This window comes from Mycetohabitans sp. B2, assembly GCF_021733735.1.
In the GTDB taxonomy this organism is placed as follows: Bacteria; Pseudomonadota; Gammaproteobacteria; order Burkholderiales; family Burkholderiaceae; genus Mycetohabitans; species Mycetohabitans rhizoxinica.
In genome coordinates this window covers 23,059-37,613 of sequence record NZ_JAHKSP010000050.1, presented here as the reverse complement: position 1 = coordinate 37,613, position 14,555 = coordinate 23,059, and the positions used below count along the sequence as shown (strand labels likewise).

Sequence of the window (14,555 nt, the reverse complement as noted above, 5' to 3'; positions counted from 1 at the left end):
CAGTAGGAGTTTCCTTATGGATCATTTGCAGTCGATGCGCGTTTTCGTCAAGGTGGCAGACCTGGGCAGTTTTGCCAAGGCTGCCTCCATGATGGACATGTCGAATGCTGTCGTCACCCGGCACGTCGCCGACTTGGAAAGCCGGTTGGGAACCCGTCTGCTGAATCGAACCACGCGTTCGCTTTCGTTGACCGAGTCCGGCCAAGTCTATCTTGAGCGTGCCCGCCAGATCTTGGACGAGTTGGAAGATGTCGAGCAGATGGTGGTGGCGCGCAATCACGAGCCGGTCGGCACGTTGCGCATCGTCGCACCAGTGGTGTTCGGGCTGCACAATTTGGCGCCCGTGCTGCACTCGTACGCGCAGCGGTTTCCGCAGGTCATCCCGAACGTCACGCTGGTGGACCGGGAGGTCGATATGGTGGAGGAGGGTTTCGACGTCGGCGTCGTGATTGCGCGCAACGTGCGCAGTGCCAGTGTCGTGATGCGTCGGCTGACGACCGGCTGTATCACCGTCTGCGCAACGCCTGAGTACATCGCCAAGCATGGTGTGCCGCAGCGACCCGAAGACTTGCTCGAGCATCACTGCCTGTCATTGCCCGCAGACTATTGGGGCGACGAGCGCGTATTCACCGGTCCGGATGGCCAAGAGGTCCGAGTGCGGCCCACCAATGTGATGATCGCGAACAATACCGAGATGCTGCGTCAACTCGCGTTGCTCGGCAATGGCATTGCGTTGTTGCCAAGCTACCTGATCGGCCGCGACATGGCCGAGGGGCGCTTGCTGCGCTTGCTGTCGCAATATCACCTGCCGCGGGTCGATATCAACATTGCTTATCCCAGCCGGCACTATCTGCCGGCCAAGGTGCGCACGTTCATCGATCACCTCGTCGAGCACTTTAGCCAGACGCCGAACAGCATGCTCGGTGAACAATGGTCTGGCGTCGATGGCGCGCGCACAAAGGCAGCCGACGGCTCGACGGGGTCGGCCGACGCGGTGGCGCACGCGGCCCTGGCGCCCCAGCACCCAGAGCAAGGGCGCGGCGAGGGCGAGCTGGACCAGCTTGATGAACAATTGCGCGCCAACGGTATCGAACGCAAAGGAAAGAACCGTGCGCCGGTGGCGCCACGGCGATATCCGGGCAACGCTGAACGTCGCACGTACGAACCGGCATAGGCAGCGGGATATGTCCGGGCGGCGCGATCTGCCGCTGCCGCGGCACACTGGGCCTCCGGCGTCGGCACGTTGGGCCTCTGTCGTCAGCACGCCGGCCTCCGGTGCCATGCGCCACCTTGCGGCCACGGCAGTGCACGCGGCTATCCGTAACGCCGCGTGACCGATGCGTGAGGCGGCATATCGCGCGATGTGTCGATCGCCCGGTGTTGTCCTACTTACTCGCCCAATGCTCGGCTCGCGCTCGCCGAGGCGGTCAGCCTGCGGCGCGCTTGCGTGCCGGCGTCTTGCGTGCGGTGGTTTTCGCGGCAGGACCCGCCGTTGCCGTGGCGGTCCGGGTGGCCCGTTTGGCTGCGGGCTTGAGCGACGTCGCGCGATGGCTGTCGCCGTGTTGCGTCGTATCGGGCCCGGCGTCCCCGGCTCCGCTGTTTGCCTTTGCGCCACGCGTTGAAGACTTCGCTGCGGTCTTTGCCGCCGGCTCCTTCTTCTCGAACTCGAAGCCAATCGAGCCATCTTTCTGCTTGACGAGGAATGCCTTGAAGTTGCGCCCGGTGCGGGACGACTTGAAATTCGTCAGCAGGTCGGTGCGTCCCTGGTCGAGCAGCTTTGCCATTTGCTCCCGCGTGATTTCCTGCTGCAGGATCACCTTTCCGGAGCGAAAGTCGCAGGTCTTCGGATGAGCCGCCTGATTTTCGCAAACATAGCTCATGCCGTGCTCGAACACACGGGCATGACACTTCGGGCATTGGCCGACGGGTTCCTGTGAGGAGAAGTCGGGTGCTTCGCCCTCGTCTCCCATCGTATCCTGACCGAAGTCAAACTCTAGCTTGTAGTTGTTTGCCTCTTCGTCGCGCGCGAGCTTTAGGATGGCGGAGAAGGGGCGGCCCATCTTCGAGCGGAAGCCCGACAGCGGGCCGATCGATTTTTCCGATAGCAACTGCTCGACCTCGTCGAGCTCGAACTGTCGGCCGCCCGGTATTTTCGAGATCGAGAAGTCGCATTTCGTGCACGCGAAGCGGCGGTAGTTTTCCTTGACTTCGCCGTTGCAGTTCGGACAGGTTGTCTTCAACGTCGCGTAATCGCCCGGGATCGTGTCCGAATCGTATTCCTTCGCACGTTTAACGATCGTTTGGGTCATGCGCGCGATCTCGCGCATGAACGCTTCGCGCTCCAGACGGCCCCGCTCCATCTGCGACAGCTTATGTTCCCACTCTCCGGTCAGTTCGGGGGCGGTGAGCTCTTCGACGCCTAGGCCGCGCAGCAGCGTCATCAGCTGGAATGCCTTGGCCGTCGGGATTAACTCTCGGCCCTCGCGGAGCAAGTATTTTTCACCAAGCAGCCCCTCGATGATCGCCGCGCGCGTGGCGGGCGTGCCCAGGCCCTTGGCCGCCATGGCCTCGCGCAATTCGTCGTCCTCGACCAGCTTGCCCGCGCCTTCCATCGCCGAGAGCAGCGTCGCTTCGTTGTAGCGGGCGGGCGGCTTGGTGGTCAATTGCTGGGCTGCAATCTTGTCCGTCTGGACCTTCTCATCCTTGGCGACCGGCGCGAGGTTTGCGTCCTCGCCCGATGTCTCGCGGCCGTACACCTGCAACCAGCCCGGCGCGACCAATACCTTGCCTTCGGTCTTAAAATGATGGCCCACCACTTCCGTGATCCGGGTCGTCACTTTGTACTCGGCGGCTGGGAAAAACACGGCCAGGAAACGCTTGACCACCAAGTCGTACAGCTTCTGCTCCGGCTCGGACAGGTTCTTGGGCGCTTGCAGCGTCGGAATGATTGCAAAGTGATCGCTGATCTTGGTGTTATCGAAGATCCGCTTGTTTGGCTTGACCCAGCCCTTGTCCAGCACCTGCTTGGCGAACGGCAGGTAGTTGTTGCTTTCCTTGAGCACCTCCAGCGTATCGCGGACCGCGGCCATGTAGTCTTCGGGCAGCGCGCGCGCATCGGTACGCGGATAGGTCAGCACCTTGTGCCGCTCATACAGCGCCTGGGCCAGCGCGAGCGTGTTCTTGGCCGAGAAACCGAAGCGTCCGTTCGCCTCGCGTTGCAAGCTGGTCAGGTCAAACAGCAATGGCGAGAGCTGCGTCGACGGTTTCGATTCCTCGCTGACCGTGCCTATCTGCCCACGGCATGCCGCGACGATCGTTTCGGCCGCAGCCGCGCTCCAAAGTCGGGAGTCGCGTTGCTCGGGATCGAATTCGTTTTTCTTGAATTTCGGGTCGAACCAGCGCCCTTCGTAAGATCCCGTCGCGCAAACGAATTCAGCTTTAACTTCCCAGTAGTCGCGCGGCACGAAGCGACGAATCTTTTCCTCGCGCTCCACGACGATCGACAGCGTCGGCGTTTGCACGCGTCCGACCGTGGTCAGGAAAAAGCCACCGCCCTTGCTGTTGAACGCCGTCATCGCCCGCGTGCCGTTGATGCCCACGAGCCAATCGGCCTCGGAGCGACAGCGCGCCGCGTCGGCCAGCGGTTGCATCTCCTGGTCGCTGCGCAATTGCGCGAAGCCGTCTCGGATCGCCGCCGGCGTCATCGACTGGAGCCACAAACGCTGCACCGGTTGCTTGGCTTTGGCGTGCTGCACGATCAGCCGGAAGATCAACTCGCCTTCGCGGCCCGCGTCACATGCGTTGACCAGCCGGTCGACGTCCTTGCGCTTGATCAGTCGGGTCAGCAGCTTCAGCCGAGACTCGCTCTTGGCAATCGGTTGGAGGTCGAAATGGGGCGGAATAACGGGCAGATGCGCGAAACTCCATTTGCCGCGCTTGACTTCATACTCCTGCGGCGCCGCAATCTCCACTAAGTGGCCAACCGCCGACGACAACACATAGTCATCGCTCTCGTAGTATTCGTCATGCTTTGTGAAGCCGCCCAGCGCGCGCGCGATATCGTTCGCGACAGACGGCTTTTCGGCGATGATCAGGGCTTTTGACATGACTATTGGAAAGTACGGATGCGCGGAATCGAACGCTTTATAGCATATCGGCCGCAAACGCATCGCGGCGCGAGCGCGGCAAGCGGCTTGCGGCAACAGCTCAGCCGCGCATGATAAGCGCGTGCCAAGGTCGGCCGCAAGCGTTCAGCACAATTGCGTGCAAGCGCGGCGCGAGGCGGCAATAGCCGGAGAATAGGCAATTTGCGTGCCGCGTCGCTCACGCGTCAACGAGCGCCGGACGTAGTTTTGGCGCGCGCTCCACGCCGGGCAGCGAGGACAAGTCCACTAGCATCCGCGCAACGATCTGCGGATGGGGCAGTACGGTGCCGAAAAAGCGCGTGGCATGAGCATCCTCGATCAGGATGGTCGGAAAATTCTCCACATCGAAGTCATCGAGCCGGTCGGCATGCGTCTCGATGTCGATCCAAACAAAACATGCCTCCGGATGCGCGTCTGCGAGCGCGTCGAAACCGGCCCGGTATTCGCGGCACGAGCCGCACCATTCGGCGCACAGGCAGGCGACAAACAGCGTGTCAGCGGATGACAAACGCGTGGTGATGACGTCGGCGTCGTGGTCAAGGTCGAGGGCAGGCATGAATGAAAAGAGATCCTGGCAACGCATCGTGGCGGCGTGGGCGTGCCGGCATGGCTCGCCCGGCGGGTGTGGCCGTGGCGCCACGCCGCTGCTGATGTAATCTAATTTTGGACTTTAGCATGGTCGCCGTGCGACCGGCACGGCAATCCGCTCACGCGCGCTGAAAGCGCCCGCCTGGTAGCGCAACGATCGTACCGGCCAGTTCCAGTTCTAGCAATACCGCTTGCAGTGTCGCGCAGTCCAAATGGGTACGCTGTACCAGGGTTTCAAGCGTAACGGGATCGTGTCCGATCGCTTCCAGTGTCGCGCGCCGTGCTGCGTCTGCGGCGTGGTTGGCTTGGGTGCTCCGTGCAGCGGCGAGGTACGCTGGGCGGCGGCGGGCACTCGACCAGGGCCCGATCGTGCGACGTCGGGTCAGGGCGCGCGCTGCAGCGGTGCCGCGCCGTGCGTCACCGGGCGTGACGGTGTGGTACTGCCGCGGCCGCGCGCGGTGGCCCGTCGCCAACGGATCGGCTGGTACGGCGGCTGTGGCGTCGCCCCAATCGGCTGCCGGCGCGTCAGCCGATTGGGCCGTTCCAGCGCGCACCGGCCGGATGGTGGCGCGCTCGGCCGGGCGGGTTGTCGAAGCATCGGGTGTGTAGGCCGCCGACGCATCCGATGTGTGGGCCGTCGAAGCATCCGGTGTGTGGGCCGTCGCATCGGATGTATGGGCTGCCGAAGCATCGAGTGTGTGGGCCGTCAAAGCATCCGGCGTGTGGGTTGCCGAAGTATCCGAAGCAGGGATTGCCGCCCCGGGCCGATGGATTGCCGCCGGCTCAGGCGCGTGGGCTGCCGGCGCATTGGGCGCACAGACGGCCGATGGGGCTGCTTGCGCGCTGGCCGGGGCGGCGCTGGCGGCAGCCTCGACGCCGGGCTCCGGCAATCGAAGCTCGGTTAGCACGTCGTGCGGTGTCTCGACCAGCTTGGCGCCGTCTTTGATCAGCCGGTGACAGCCACGGGACATCGGCGAATGGATGGAGCCGGGAATGGCGAACACATCGCGGCCGATGTCGTTGGCCAGGCGCGCGGTGATCAATGAACCGGAATAGGGGGCGGCCTCCACGACGAGCACGCCCCGTACCATCGCGGCGATGAGTCGATTGCGTTGCGGGAAGTGCTGGCGTAGCGGCGCGGCGCCCAACGGCCATTCAGTCAGGATCGCACCGCCACGCTCGACGATTTCAGCGGCCAGGCCGGCGTGACGTTGCGGGTAGATAACATCCGCGCCAGAGCCGGTGATTGCCACCGTCACACCACCGCTATCCAGCGCGCCGCGATGCGCGGCACCGTCGATGCCCAGCGCCAGTCCCGATACGATGCACACACCCTGTGCCGCAAGCGCCTGCGCGAACAAGCGCGCATTGTCATTGCCTTGCGGTGTCGGATTGCGGCTACCGACGATCGCCAGCGCTGGCCGGTGCAGCGCGCCGATCGCGCCGTGCACGTAAAGCAGTGGCGGCGGATCGTACAGTGTCAGCAGCGCGGGTGGATACGCCGGATGGCCGAACGGCACGATCCGCCGTGCGTCCCCGGCAGCCCATGCAAGCGCTGCCTCCACGCGCGGTGTCACCGCGTCGCGGCTTTGCAGCAACGCCTGCGCGGCGACGGCGCCGACCACACGCTCCAGGCCCGCGGCCGTCTCAGTCATGATAGGTCGCGGCGAGCCGAATGCCGCGAGCAGCGCGAGCGCCGCCGACGCCGACACGCGAGGCGTGTGCGCGAGCGTCAACCAGGCGGCGAGTTCGTCTGCCGCAAGCATCGGCGGCTGGATCGTGGTATTCATCGCGTGATAAAATTTTGTCAGTCCAGTAGGTTGGTTTCCGGCGTTCCCTGTCCGCGTCGTAGGACCCGCGCGCCGCGTCCGCCAGTGCAAGCGCCAAGTGACCTTTGCGCGCCCACGATGCTGCCCGCGGCTTGATTCGGGAGCGCTGCGCCCTGACTTAACTATTACCGAAGATGAAGAGGTGGGCGATTCGGCCGATTGGCCGACGCTTGCGCGCGAATACGAGTTTGCTCGAGAGGACTGATTGATCATGGCTTTGCTCAATATCCTGCGTTACCCCGATAAGCGCCTACACAAGGTCGCCAAGCCCGTCGAACGTGTCGACGAGCGCATCCGCAAGCTGGTGGCCGACATGGCCGAGACGATGTATGCGGCGTCCGGCGTCGGGCTAGCGGCTACGCAAGTGGATGTCCACGAGCGCGTCGTGGTCATCGATGTATCGGATACCCGCGACGCGTTGCGCGTGTTCATCAACCCAGAGATCGTCTGGTCGAGCGATGAGCGCGACATCAATGAAGAGGGGTGCCTGTCGGTGCCACGTATCTGTGACAGTGTCGAACGCGCTGAGCGGGTCCGCGTGCGCGCATTGAACGAGAACGGCGAGTCGTTCGAGCTGGAGTGTGAAGGATTGTTGGCCATTTGCATCCAGCACGAGATGGATCATTTGCTCGGCAAGGTATTCGTTGAATACCTGTCGCCGCTCAAGCAAATGCGGATCAAGACGACGATGAAGAAGTTCGAGCGCGCGAGGTGACGGCCGCGATGACGTCCGCGAGGTGACGGCCGCGATGACGTCTACCCTTCGTGTAATCTTTGCCGGTACGCCACCGTTCGCGGCGACCGCGCTGCAGTCGATTCACGACGCGGGCTTCGCGGTGCCGCTCGTGTTGACGCAACCCGATCGGGCGGCGGGACGCGGAATGAAGTCTTCGCCGAGTCCCGTTAAACAACTTGCGCTGGCGCGGGAGTTGGCGCTCGCGCAGCCGCCCTCGTTGCGATGCGACGGCAAGTATCCTACTGAGGCGGCCGATGCGTTGGCGCTGCTGCGCGCCACGCCGCACGACGTGATGGTGGTGGCGGCATACGGGCTGCTATTGCCGCAAGCGGTGCTCGATATCGCACCGCATGGTTGTATCAATATCCATGCGTCGTTGTTGCCGCGCTGGCGCGGCGCGGCGCCGATCCACCGCGCAATCGAAGCCGGCGACCGGGTCACGGGCGTCACGTTGATGCAGATGGACGCGGGTCTGGACACGGGCCCGATGCTCATGCGCGAAGCCGTGGCAATCGAGCCGACGGACACGACGGGCACGCTGCATGACAAGCTGGCTGTCACCGGCGCGCGGCTTATCGTCGCCGGGCTGCGCGAGCTGGAGCGTACCGGCTCGTTGCCGGCGACGCCGCAGCCAAGCGAAGGTGTCACGTACGCGCACAAGCTATCGAAGCAGGAGGCGGCGCTGGATTGGCGCTTGCCAGCCGACGTGCTCGCATGCAAGGTGCGCGCTTTTGATCCGTTTCCGGCCGCGCATGGGATACTGGAAGGCACGCCACTGAAGATTTGGGCCGCCGAGCCGATACGCGCTGGCGGACCTGACCTGACGCCGGGCACTATTCTGGCCGTGGACAGCGCCGGCGTGACGATCGCCTGTGGCGAGCACGCATTGCGCGCTACTCAACTGCAAAAGCCAGGGGGCAAGCGGCTTGCCGCTCGGGAATTCGTGGCGGGGTTTCCGCTGCGCGTGGGCCAGCGCTTCGAGACCAGGCCGAACGATCGGCCACGGGCTGCGCTACCGTCGCAATAGAGCCTGGTCTGGTCTTGTTTCGTGGCCTGGATCGCCGGCACCGCGACGCAGCGGCTGTCGGGGCGCGCGCGGGTCAGACAGTGGCTGGAGCGCGGTATGGGCAGTGCTTTCATCGGGCTCGGCATCAAGCTGGCGATGACGACACGCTGACGGGTGCGGGCATTGAATTTTCGATGCACACCCCCTATCTAACACATTCCTTACAACGGGTCGTTGGGTTCGGAGTAGCTAACATGTTTAACTGGTTTAAGACCGCGCTACTAATGGCCGCGATCACCGCGCTGTTCATCGTGATTGGCGGCATGATCGGCGGCACGCGCGGCATGACGATCGCGCTGGTGTTCGCGCTGACCATGAATTTCTTCTCATACTGGTTTTCGGACCAGATGGTGCTGAAGATGTACAACGCGCAGGAGGTCGACGAAACCAGCGCGCCACAGTTCTATCGGATGGTTCGTGAACTGGCCACACGCGCTGGGCTGCCGATGCCGCGTGTGTACCTAATCGACGAAGACCAGCCGAATGCATTTGCGACCGGCCGCAACCCGGAGCACGCGGCGGTTGCGGCGACCACTGGTATCCTGCGCGTGTTGTCCGAGCGCGAGATGCGCGGCGTGATGGCGCACGAGCTTGCGCACGTTAAGCACCGCGACATCCTAATCTCGACGATTTCGGCGACGATGGCGGGAGCCATCTCCGCACTGGCTAACTTCGCGATGTTCTTTGGTGGCCGGGACGAGCAGGGGCGACCGACCAACCCGATTGCTGGTATCGCGGTCGCGCTGTTGGCGCCGTTGGCCGCCGGTTTGATCCAGATGGCGATCTCGCGTTCGCGGGAGTTCGAGGCGGACCGCGGCGGCGCGCAAATCAGCGGTGATCCGCAAGCGCTGGCGGCAGCGCTCGACAAAATCCATCGGTATGCGGCGGGCATTCCGTTCGCTGCTGCGCAGGCGCACCCGGCGACCGCGCAGATGATGATCATGAACCCGCTGGCCGGTGGCGCGATCCAGAACCTGTTCTCGACCCACCCAGCGACCGAGGAGCGGATCGCACGGTTGATGGCGATGGCGCGCACGGGGCGCTACAGCTGAGTGAGCTACGTGCCCCGGAAAAGACCTGCCTCTGGCGCCGCCGCCACGCTGCGGCCGGATTCGCTCGCGTTTGCGTTGGACTGTGCGGCGCGCGTCCTCGCGCGGCTGCGGGCCGGGACTGCGCTGCCGGACGCGTTGGCCACCGTCCATGCGGGCATCGCGTCGGCGCAGGCCCGCGGCGCGATTCAAGACCTTGCCTATCGCGCGACGCGGCAACTGGCACGGGCTGACGCGTGGCTGGCCACGCTGGTTCGCAGGGCGCCTGATGAGCACGTGGCGAATGTGCTGCGCTGCGCATTCGCGTTGCTTGCCGAGCCCGATGCGACACGCGCGTACCCTGACTTTACGGTGGTCAACCAGGCGGTCGATGCGATCGCGGCCCGCGCGAACGTCGCGCATACGAAGGGACTGGTCAACGCCGTGCTGCGCAATATGGTCCGTTCACGGCCCGCCTTGCTTGCCGAAGCGATGCTTGATCCGGTTACGCGCTGGAACTATCCCCGATGGTGGATCGACGCGCTGCAGCGCACGTGGCCCGACGACGCGCAGCGTTTGCTTGAAGTGGGCAATGCGCATGCGCCGATGACGCTGCGGGTGAACCGTCGTCAGACGGATGTGGCGACCTATCTCGAGCGGCTACGGGCAAGCGGCATCGACGCGTTGCGCAACCCAGCTTGCCCGGATACCGCGCTCACGCTGCGCGAGCCGATGCCAGTCGAGCGATTGCCCGGTTTTGCACAAGGCACGGTTTCAGTGCAGGATGCGGGTGCGCAGCGTGCCGCCGCGCTGCTCGATGTGCGCGACCGGATGCGTGTGCTGGACGCGTGCGCGGCGCCCGGCGGCAAGACCGGCCATCTTCTTGAGTGCGCTGACATCGAACTGGTGGCGCTCGACAGTGATGCGGCGCGGGCCGCGCGCATCAAGGAGAACCTCGCGCGGTTGAAGCTGCGCGCCAGCGTTCAGATCGGCGATGCGGGCGAGCCGAGCCAGTGGCACGACGGCCGGCGATTCGACCGTATCCTGGCCGATGTGCCATGCTCCGCGTCGGGCATCGTGCGGCGCCATCCGGATATTCGCTGGTTGCGACGTTCCACCGACATCATCGCGTTGGTCGCCGAGCAGCGCCGCATCGTGCAGGCGCTCTGGCCGCTGTTGGAGCGCGGCGGGCAATTGCTGTATGTGACATGCTCGATCTTCCCGGAAGAAGGCGAGCAACAAGCCGCATGGTTTGAACACGCGCTCGAAGATGCGGTACGATTGGACGCGCCGGGCCAGATCCTGCCCACGGCGGCGCGCTCGGGTGATCATTGCGATGCTCACCGTGACGCTCGATCGGACCTCGACCAAGACGGATTCTTCTACGCGCGCTTTCAGAAACGGTGACCCAATCACGCTTTTTCTCGTCACGGCTCGTCGCCGTTTTCGGTCTGGTGCTGGCGGTTTGGTTCGCGACATTCGCATCGGGCTCGCGCGCGGATACGTTCTCGGTGCAGCGGGCGTCGTTACAGGCCGACGGCAGCGGCTGGAGCCTGGATGCGCGGTTCGACTTCCAACTCAACAGCAGTCTTGAAGACGCCGTCAACCGGGGCATCCCACTGTACTTCACGACGGAGTTCCAGTTGAGTCGTGCGCGCTGGTATTGGTTCGACGAGCAGCCGGTCAGCGTGTCGCAAAGTATAAGGCTGTCGTTCCAGCCGCTCACGCGCGAGTATCGTGTGTCCACTGGCGGGTTGCAACTGGGTTTTCCGACATTAGAGGACGCGTTGGCGGTGATTCGACATGTCACATCGTGGCATGTGATTGACCGCTCGCAGGTCAAGCCCGACGAGACCTATACGGCATCGGTACGCATGCAGCTCGATACCGCGCTGATGCCCAAGCCGTTCCAGATCGACGCGGTCAACAATCGCGACTGGAACCTGTCCTCGGACTGGAAGCGGTTCACGTTCACGGCGAGCGAGCATGGCAAATAGCGTGAGATTGAAGAGCCTGTTGGTCAGGCTGCTGATCGGCACGTTCGTGCTGACCGCGCTGCTGCTGTTGGGGTTGCTGGCGCTCGCCAGCGCGAACACCGAGTTCTTCGACCGCTATTATTCGTGGCTATACACGGCGAACTTCGTTGTCGCGTTGATCTTCATGCTGATCGTCGGGGGATTAGTGTGGATCATCGTCAGCCGGCTCAGGCAGGGGCGTTTCGGCACGCGGCTGCTCGCCAAGCTGGCGGTGTTCTTTGCGCTGGTCGGTGTGCTGCCGGGCGGTATCATCTACCTGGTGTCGCTGCAGTTCGTGTCGCGCAGCATCGAATCGTGGTTTGACATCAACATCGAGACGGCGCTGACCTCCGGTCTGAACCTGGGGCGCGGCATGCTCGATGCGTCATTGTCAGACTTGCAGAATAAAGGTCGGCTGATGGCAGACCAGCTTGCCAATACCGATCCGTCTAACATCACGCTGACGTTGCTGCGGCTGCGCGACCAGTTCGGCGTGCATGATGCGACGATTGTCGAGCCGGCGCGCAGCGTATCTGGCGCGACCGGCGAGATGCGTGTCATCGCGCAAGCGTCGTCCAATTTTGCGGCGCTTGTGCCGGATGACCTGCCCACGCCGCTGATGCTCGGCCAGGCGCGCGAGCGTGGCTATGCGGCCGTGGAGGGCGAGGTCGACAACAGCGGCGCGGGTGCGCATGCCACCGCCAAGGACGTATTGCGGCTGCGCGTGGTGGTCCGTATCCCGAGCACGGACACGAGCGCGTTGCAACCGAGCGAGCGCTTTCTGCAACTCGCGCAGCCGGTGCCGTCGTCGCTGGCGCACAATGCCGACGCAGTGCAGCGCGCGTACCGCGAATATCAGGAGAAGGCGCTGGGCAGGACCGGCCTGCGCAAGATGTATATCGGTACGCTAACGCTTGCGTTGTTTCTCGCGACATTTACCGCGATGATGCTGGCGCTGGCGTTGGGCAACCAGTTGGCGCGTCCGCTGTTCCTGCTGGCCCAGGGCACCAAGGAGGTGGCGCGCGGGGATTACACGCCCAAGCGCGAGATCAAGACGAACGACGAACTGGGCTTCCTGACTCAGTCGTTCAACGCAATGACGCGCCAGCTCTCCGATGCACGCGCCGCGGTCGAGCGCAACCAGATCGCGCTTGAGCATTCGAAGGCGTATCTGGAAAGTATCCTTGCGAACCTGACGGCGGGGGTGTTCGTATTCGATCACCAGTTCCGCTTGACCACGGCGAATCGCGGCGCGGAGCGGATTTTCCGGCAACCTTTTGATGCCCTGCTTGGTGTGCCCCTGGAGCAGATCTGCGTGTTGGCCGCGTTCGGCGCGATGATCCGCAAGGCGTTTGCTGAACGCGATGCGGCGCGTTCCCCTGAACAAGGCCTGCCGCCTGACCCGGGGCATTGGCAACAGCAGTTCGCGATCGAGGTACCCGGTGAGAGCGACCCGCTGACGTTGCTCGTGCGCGGCAGCCGCCTCGCGCAGCCCGGCCTGACGCATGCGCCGCAGATGGGTCCCGCGGGCTATGTGGTGGTGTTCGACGATATCTCCGACTTGATCTCGGCGCAGCGCTCGATTGCGTGGGGCGAAGTTGCTCGGCGGCTTGCGCACGAGATCAAGAATCCGCTCACGCCGATCCAGTTGTCGGCCGAACGGCTGCAGATGAAGCTGAGCGACAAGCTCGCGCCGGAAGACGCGGGCTTTTTGAAGCGCGGCGCGACGACGATCGTCAATCAGGTCGCCGCCATGAAGCGCATGGTTGACGATTTCCGCGAATACGCGCGCACACCGCCGGCGGTACTCGTGAACTTACAATTGAACGAGCTAGTCACCGAAGTGTTGACGCTGTATGGGATCGAGGACGGCAAGGGTCCGTTAAAGGTGGAGCTGTCGGCATTGCCGGAGATCAAGGGCGATCCGACGCAACTTCGGCAGGTCGTGCACAACCTGTTGCAGAACGCGCTGGATGCGGTCGCAGATGTTTCGAGCCCGTATATCTTGCTCGAGACCAGGACAGTAGAATACGGCGAATCCGATGCGCAAGGGCAATCGCGTGTCGCGGTCCGGCTTGCAGTATCGGACAATGGTCCGGGCTTTCCTGCGCGTATCCTGACACGCGCGTTTGAGCCCTATGTCACGACCAAGGCCAAGGGGACAGGTCTCGGGCTTGCTACGGTGAAGAAGATCATCGACGAGCATGGTGCGCGTATCGACATCCGCAATCGCACGAAGCCGGCAGAGGGAGGCGTGGCCGGCGCGCAGATATCGATCTTGTTCCTGCAATTGGCCGACGGCGTCGATGCACCGGACCCTTCAAGCGGCGCGCGCACGCCACGGTCCGCGGCAGCGGCGAAGAACACAGCGCATACAAAAGCAATAGCGGCAACAGCGCAGACAAAGGTAGCGTAAATGGCAACCATCCTGGTGGTAGACGACGAAATGGGTATCCGGGAATTGCTCTCGGAGATCCTGAGCGACGAAGGACATGCTGTCGATGTCGCCGAAAACGCACAACAGGCGCGGGAGTATCGGCAGCAATCGACGCCGGATCTCGTGCTGCTCGACATCTGGATGCCGGATACCGACGGCGTGACGCTGCTCAAGGAATGGGCGGCGCAGGGCCAACTGACGATGCCGGTCATCATGATGTCAGGACACGCGACGATCGACACTGCAGTCGAGGCGACGAAGATTGGTGCGCTGAATTTCCTCGAAAAACCGATTGCGCTGCAGAAACTGTTGAGCGCGGTCGAACAAGGGCTGGCCCACGGGGAGGCCGCACCGTCGGCGACGGCGGCCAGCAACCCGCCCATGCCGGCGACGCAAACGGTCGCTGGGGCGGCGGCGTTGCCGGTCGCGGACGCATTGGGTGCCGCGTCCAATGGCGTGGCAGGCGTGCCGACTACGGCCATCTCGTTTGACATTCCGCTACGCGATGCGCGCGACGCGTTCGAGCGCGCGTACTTCGAATATCACCTCGCGCGTGAGAACGGCAGCATGACGCGCGTCGCGGAAAAGACCGGGCTGGAGCGTACCCATCTGTACCGCAAGCTCAAGCAGCTTGGCGTCGAACTGGGCAAGAACAAGGCGGAATGACGGCGCCGCGCGTCGCCCGCTTCGCTGCGTTGCCCGTGCCACGTG

At 63.8% G+C, this 14,555-nt stretch carries 11 protein-coding genes and 1 pseudogene; 9 read left to right on the top strand and 3 right to left on the bottom strand.

Features of this window, described 5'->3' with window-relative positions; translation table 11 throughout:
• Positions 1–16: 16 nt before the first annotated feature.
• On the top strand, positions 17–1,174 hold the full coding sequence (locus tag KPG66_RS13170) for a LysR substrate-binding domain-containing protein (protein ID WP_442929442.1): 1,158 nt from the start codon (positions 17–19) through the stop codon (positions 1,172–1,174).
• Positions 1,175–1,427: 253 nt separating this feature from the next.
• On the opposite strand, the gene KPG66_RS13165 is transcribed toward KPG66_RS13170, so the two are convergent.
• The 3 genes from KPG66_RS13165 to dprA all read right to left on the bottom strand — a co-directional run bounded on the left by KPG66_RS13165 (position 1,428) and on the right by dprA (position 6,523).
• Positions 1,428–4,106, bottom strand: coding sequence for a DNA topoisomerase III (locus tag KPG66_RS13165; protein WP_237071121.1), 2,679 nt, complete (start codon positions 4,104–4,106; stop codon positions 1,428–1,430).
• A 217-nt stretch (positions 4,107–4,323) separates the two neighbouring features.
• Complete coding sequence (locus tag KPG66_RS13160; RefSeq protein WP_041753932.1) at positions 4,324–4,701, bottom strand: thioredoxin family protein; 378 nt, start codon at positions 4,699–4,701, stop codon at positions 4,324–4,326.
• Positions 4,702–4,852: 151 nt separating this feature from the next.
• Positions 4,853–6,523 (bottom strand): DNA-processing protein DprA, encoded by a 1,671-nt coding sequence (gene dprA / locus KPG66_RS13155; protein WP_237071120.1) that lies wholly within the window; start codon positions 6,521–6,523, stop codon positions 4,853–4,855.
• Between the two features lie 250 nt (positions 6,524–6,773).
• On the opposite strand from dprA, the gene def reads away from it, so the two are divergent.
• The 8 genes and pseudogenes from def to esaR all read left to right on the top strand — a co-directional run bounded on the left by def (position 6,774) and on the right by esaR (position 14,510).
• Positions 6,774–7,277, top strand: coding sequence for a peptide deformylase (gene def / locus KPG66_RS13150; RefSeq protein WP_237071119.1), 504 nt, complete (start codon positions 6,774–6,776; stop codon positions 7,275–7,277).
• Positions 7,278–7,311: 34 nt separating this feature from the next.
• Positions 7,312–8,325 (top strand): methionyl-tRNA formyltransferase, encoded by a 1,014-nt coding sequence (gene fmt / locus KPG66_RS13145; protein ID WP_237071118.1) that lies wholly within the window; start codon positions 7,312–7,314, stop codon positions 8,323–8,325.
• Positions 8,326–8,475: pseudogene (locus KPG66_RS13140) on the top strand (LysE family translocator); the annotation flags it as partial.
• An 83-nt stretch (positions 8,476–8,558) separates the two neighbouring features.
• Positions 8,559–9,416, top strand: coding sequence for a zinc metalloprotease HtpX (htpX, locus tag KPG66_RS13135; RefSeq protein ID WP_237071117.1), 858 nt, complete (start codon positions 8,559–8,561; stop codon positions 9,414–9,416).
• Positions 9,417–10,799 (top strand): 16S rRNA (cytosine(967)-C(5))-methyltransferase RsmB, encoded by a 1,383-nt coding sequence (rsmB, locus tag KPG66_RS13130; protein ID WP_237071116.1) that lies wholly within the window; start codon positions 9,417–9,419, stop codon positions 10,797–10,799. It abuts the gene before it with no gap.
• The gene (locus KPG66_RS13125; RefSeq protein ID WP_237071115.1) at positions 10,796–11,389 is read left to right on the top strand and encodes a DUF4390 domain-containing protein; all 594 of its coding nucleotides are present in this window, start codon (positions 10,796–10,798) and stop codon (positions 11,387–11,389) included. Before rsmB ends, KPG66_RS13125 begins: the two co-directional genes overlap by 4 nt.
• Positions 11,379–13,823 carry a sensor histidine kinase gene (locus tag KPG66_RS13120; protein WP_013436602.1) on the top strand — a complete coding sequence of 815 codons (2,445 nt, stop codon included), beginning with the start codon at positions 11,379–11,381 and terminating at the stop codon, positions 13,821–13,823. Before KPG66_RS13125 ends, KPG66_RS13120 begins: the two co-directional genes overlap by 11 nt.
• Positions 13,824–14,510 carry a response regulator transcription factor EsaR gene (gene esaR / locus KPG66_RS13115; RefSeq protein WP_237071114.1) on the top strand — a complete coding sequence of 229 codons (687 nt, stop codon included), beginning with the start codon at positions 13,824–13,826 and terminating at the stop codon, positions 14,508–14,510.
• The last annotated feature ends 45 nt before the right edge of the window (positions 14,511–14,555 follow it).

Coding starts and splice junctions, on each gene's coding strand:
- KPG66_RS13170 (WP_442929442.1), top strand. CDS start 17: ATGGATCATTTGCAGTCGATGCGCGTTTTCGTCAAGGTGGCAGACCTG.
- KPG66_RS13165 (WP_237071121.1), bottom strand. CDS start 4,106: ATGTCAAAAGCCCTGATCATCGCCGAAAAGCCGTCTGTCGCGAACGAT.
- KPG66_RS13160 (WP_041753932.1), bottom strand. CDS start 4,701: ATGCCTGCCCTCGACCTTGACCACGACGCCGACGTCATCACCACGCGT.
- dprA (WP_237071120.1), bottom strand. CDS start 6,523: ATGAATACCACGATCCAGCCGCCGATGCTTGCGGCAGACGAACTCGCC.
- def (WP_237071119.1), top strand. CDS start 6,774: ATGGCTTTGCTCAATATCCTGCGTTACCCCGATAAGCGCCTACACAAG.
- fmt (WP_237071118.1), top strand. CDS start 7,312: ATGACGTCTACCCTTCGTGTAATCTTTGCCGGTACGCCACCGTTCGCG.
- htpX (WP_237071117.1), top strand. CDS start 8,559: ATGTTTAACTGGTTTAAGACCGCGCTACTAATGGCCGCGATCACCGCG.
- KPG66_RS13120 (WP_013436602.1), top strand. CDS start 11,379: ATGGCAAATAGCGTGAGATTGAAGAGCCTGTTGGTCAGGCTGCTGATC.
- esaR (WP_237071114.1), top strand. CDS start 13,824: ATGGCAACCATCCTGGTGGTAGACGACGAAATGGGTATCCGGGAATTG.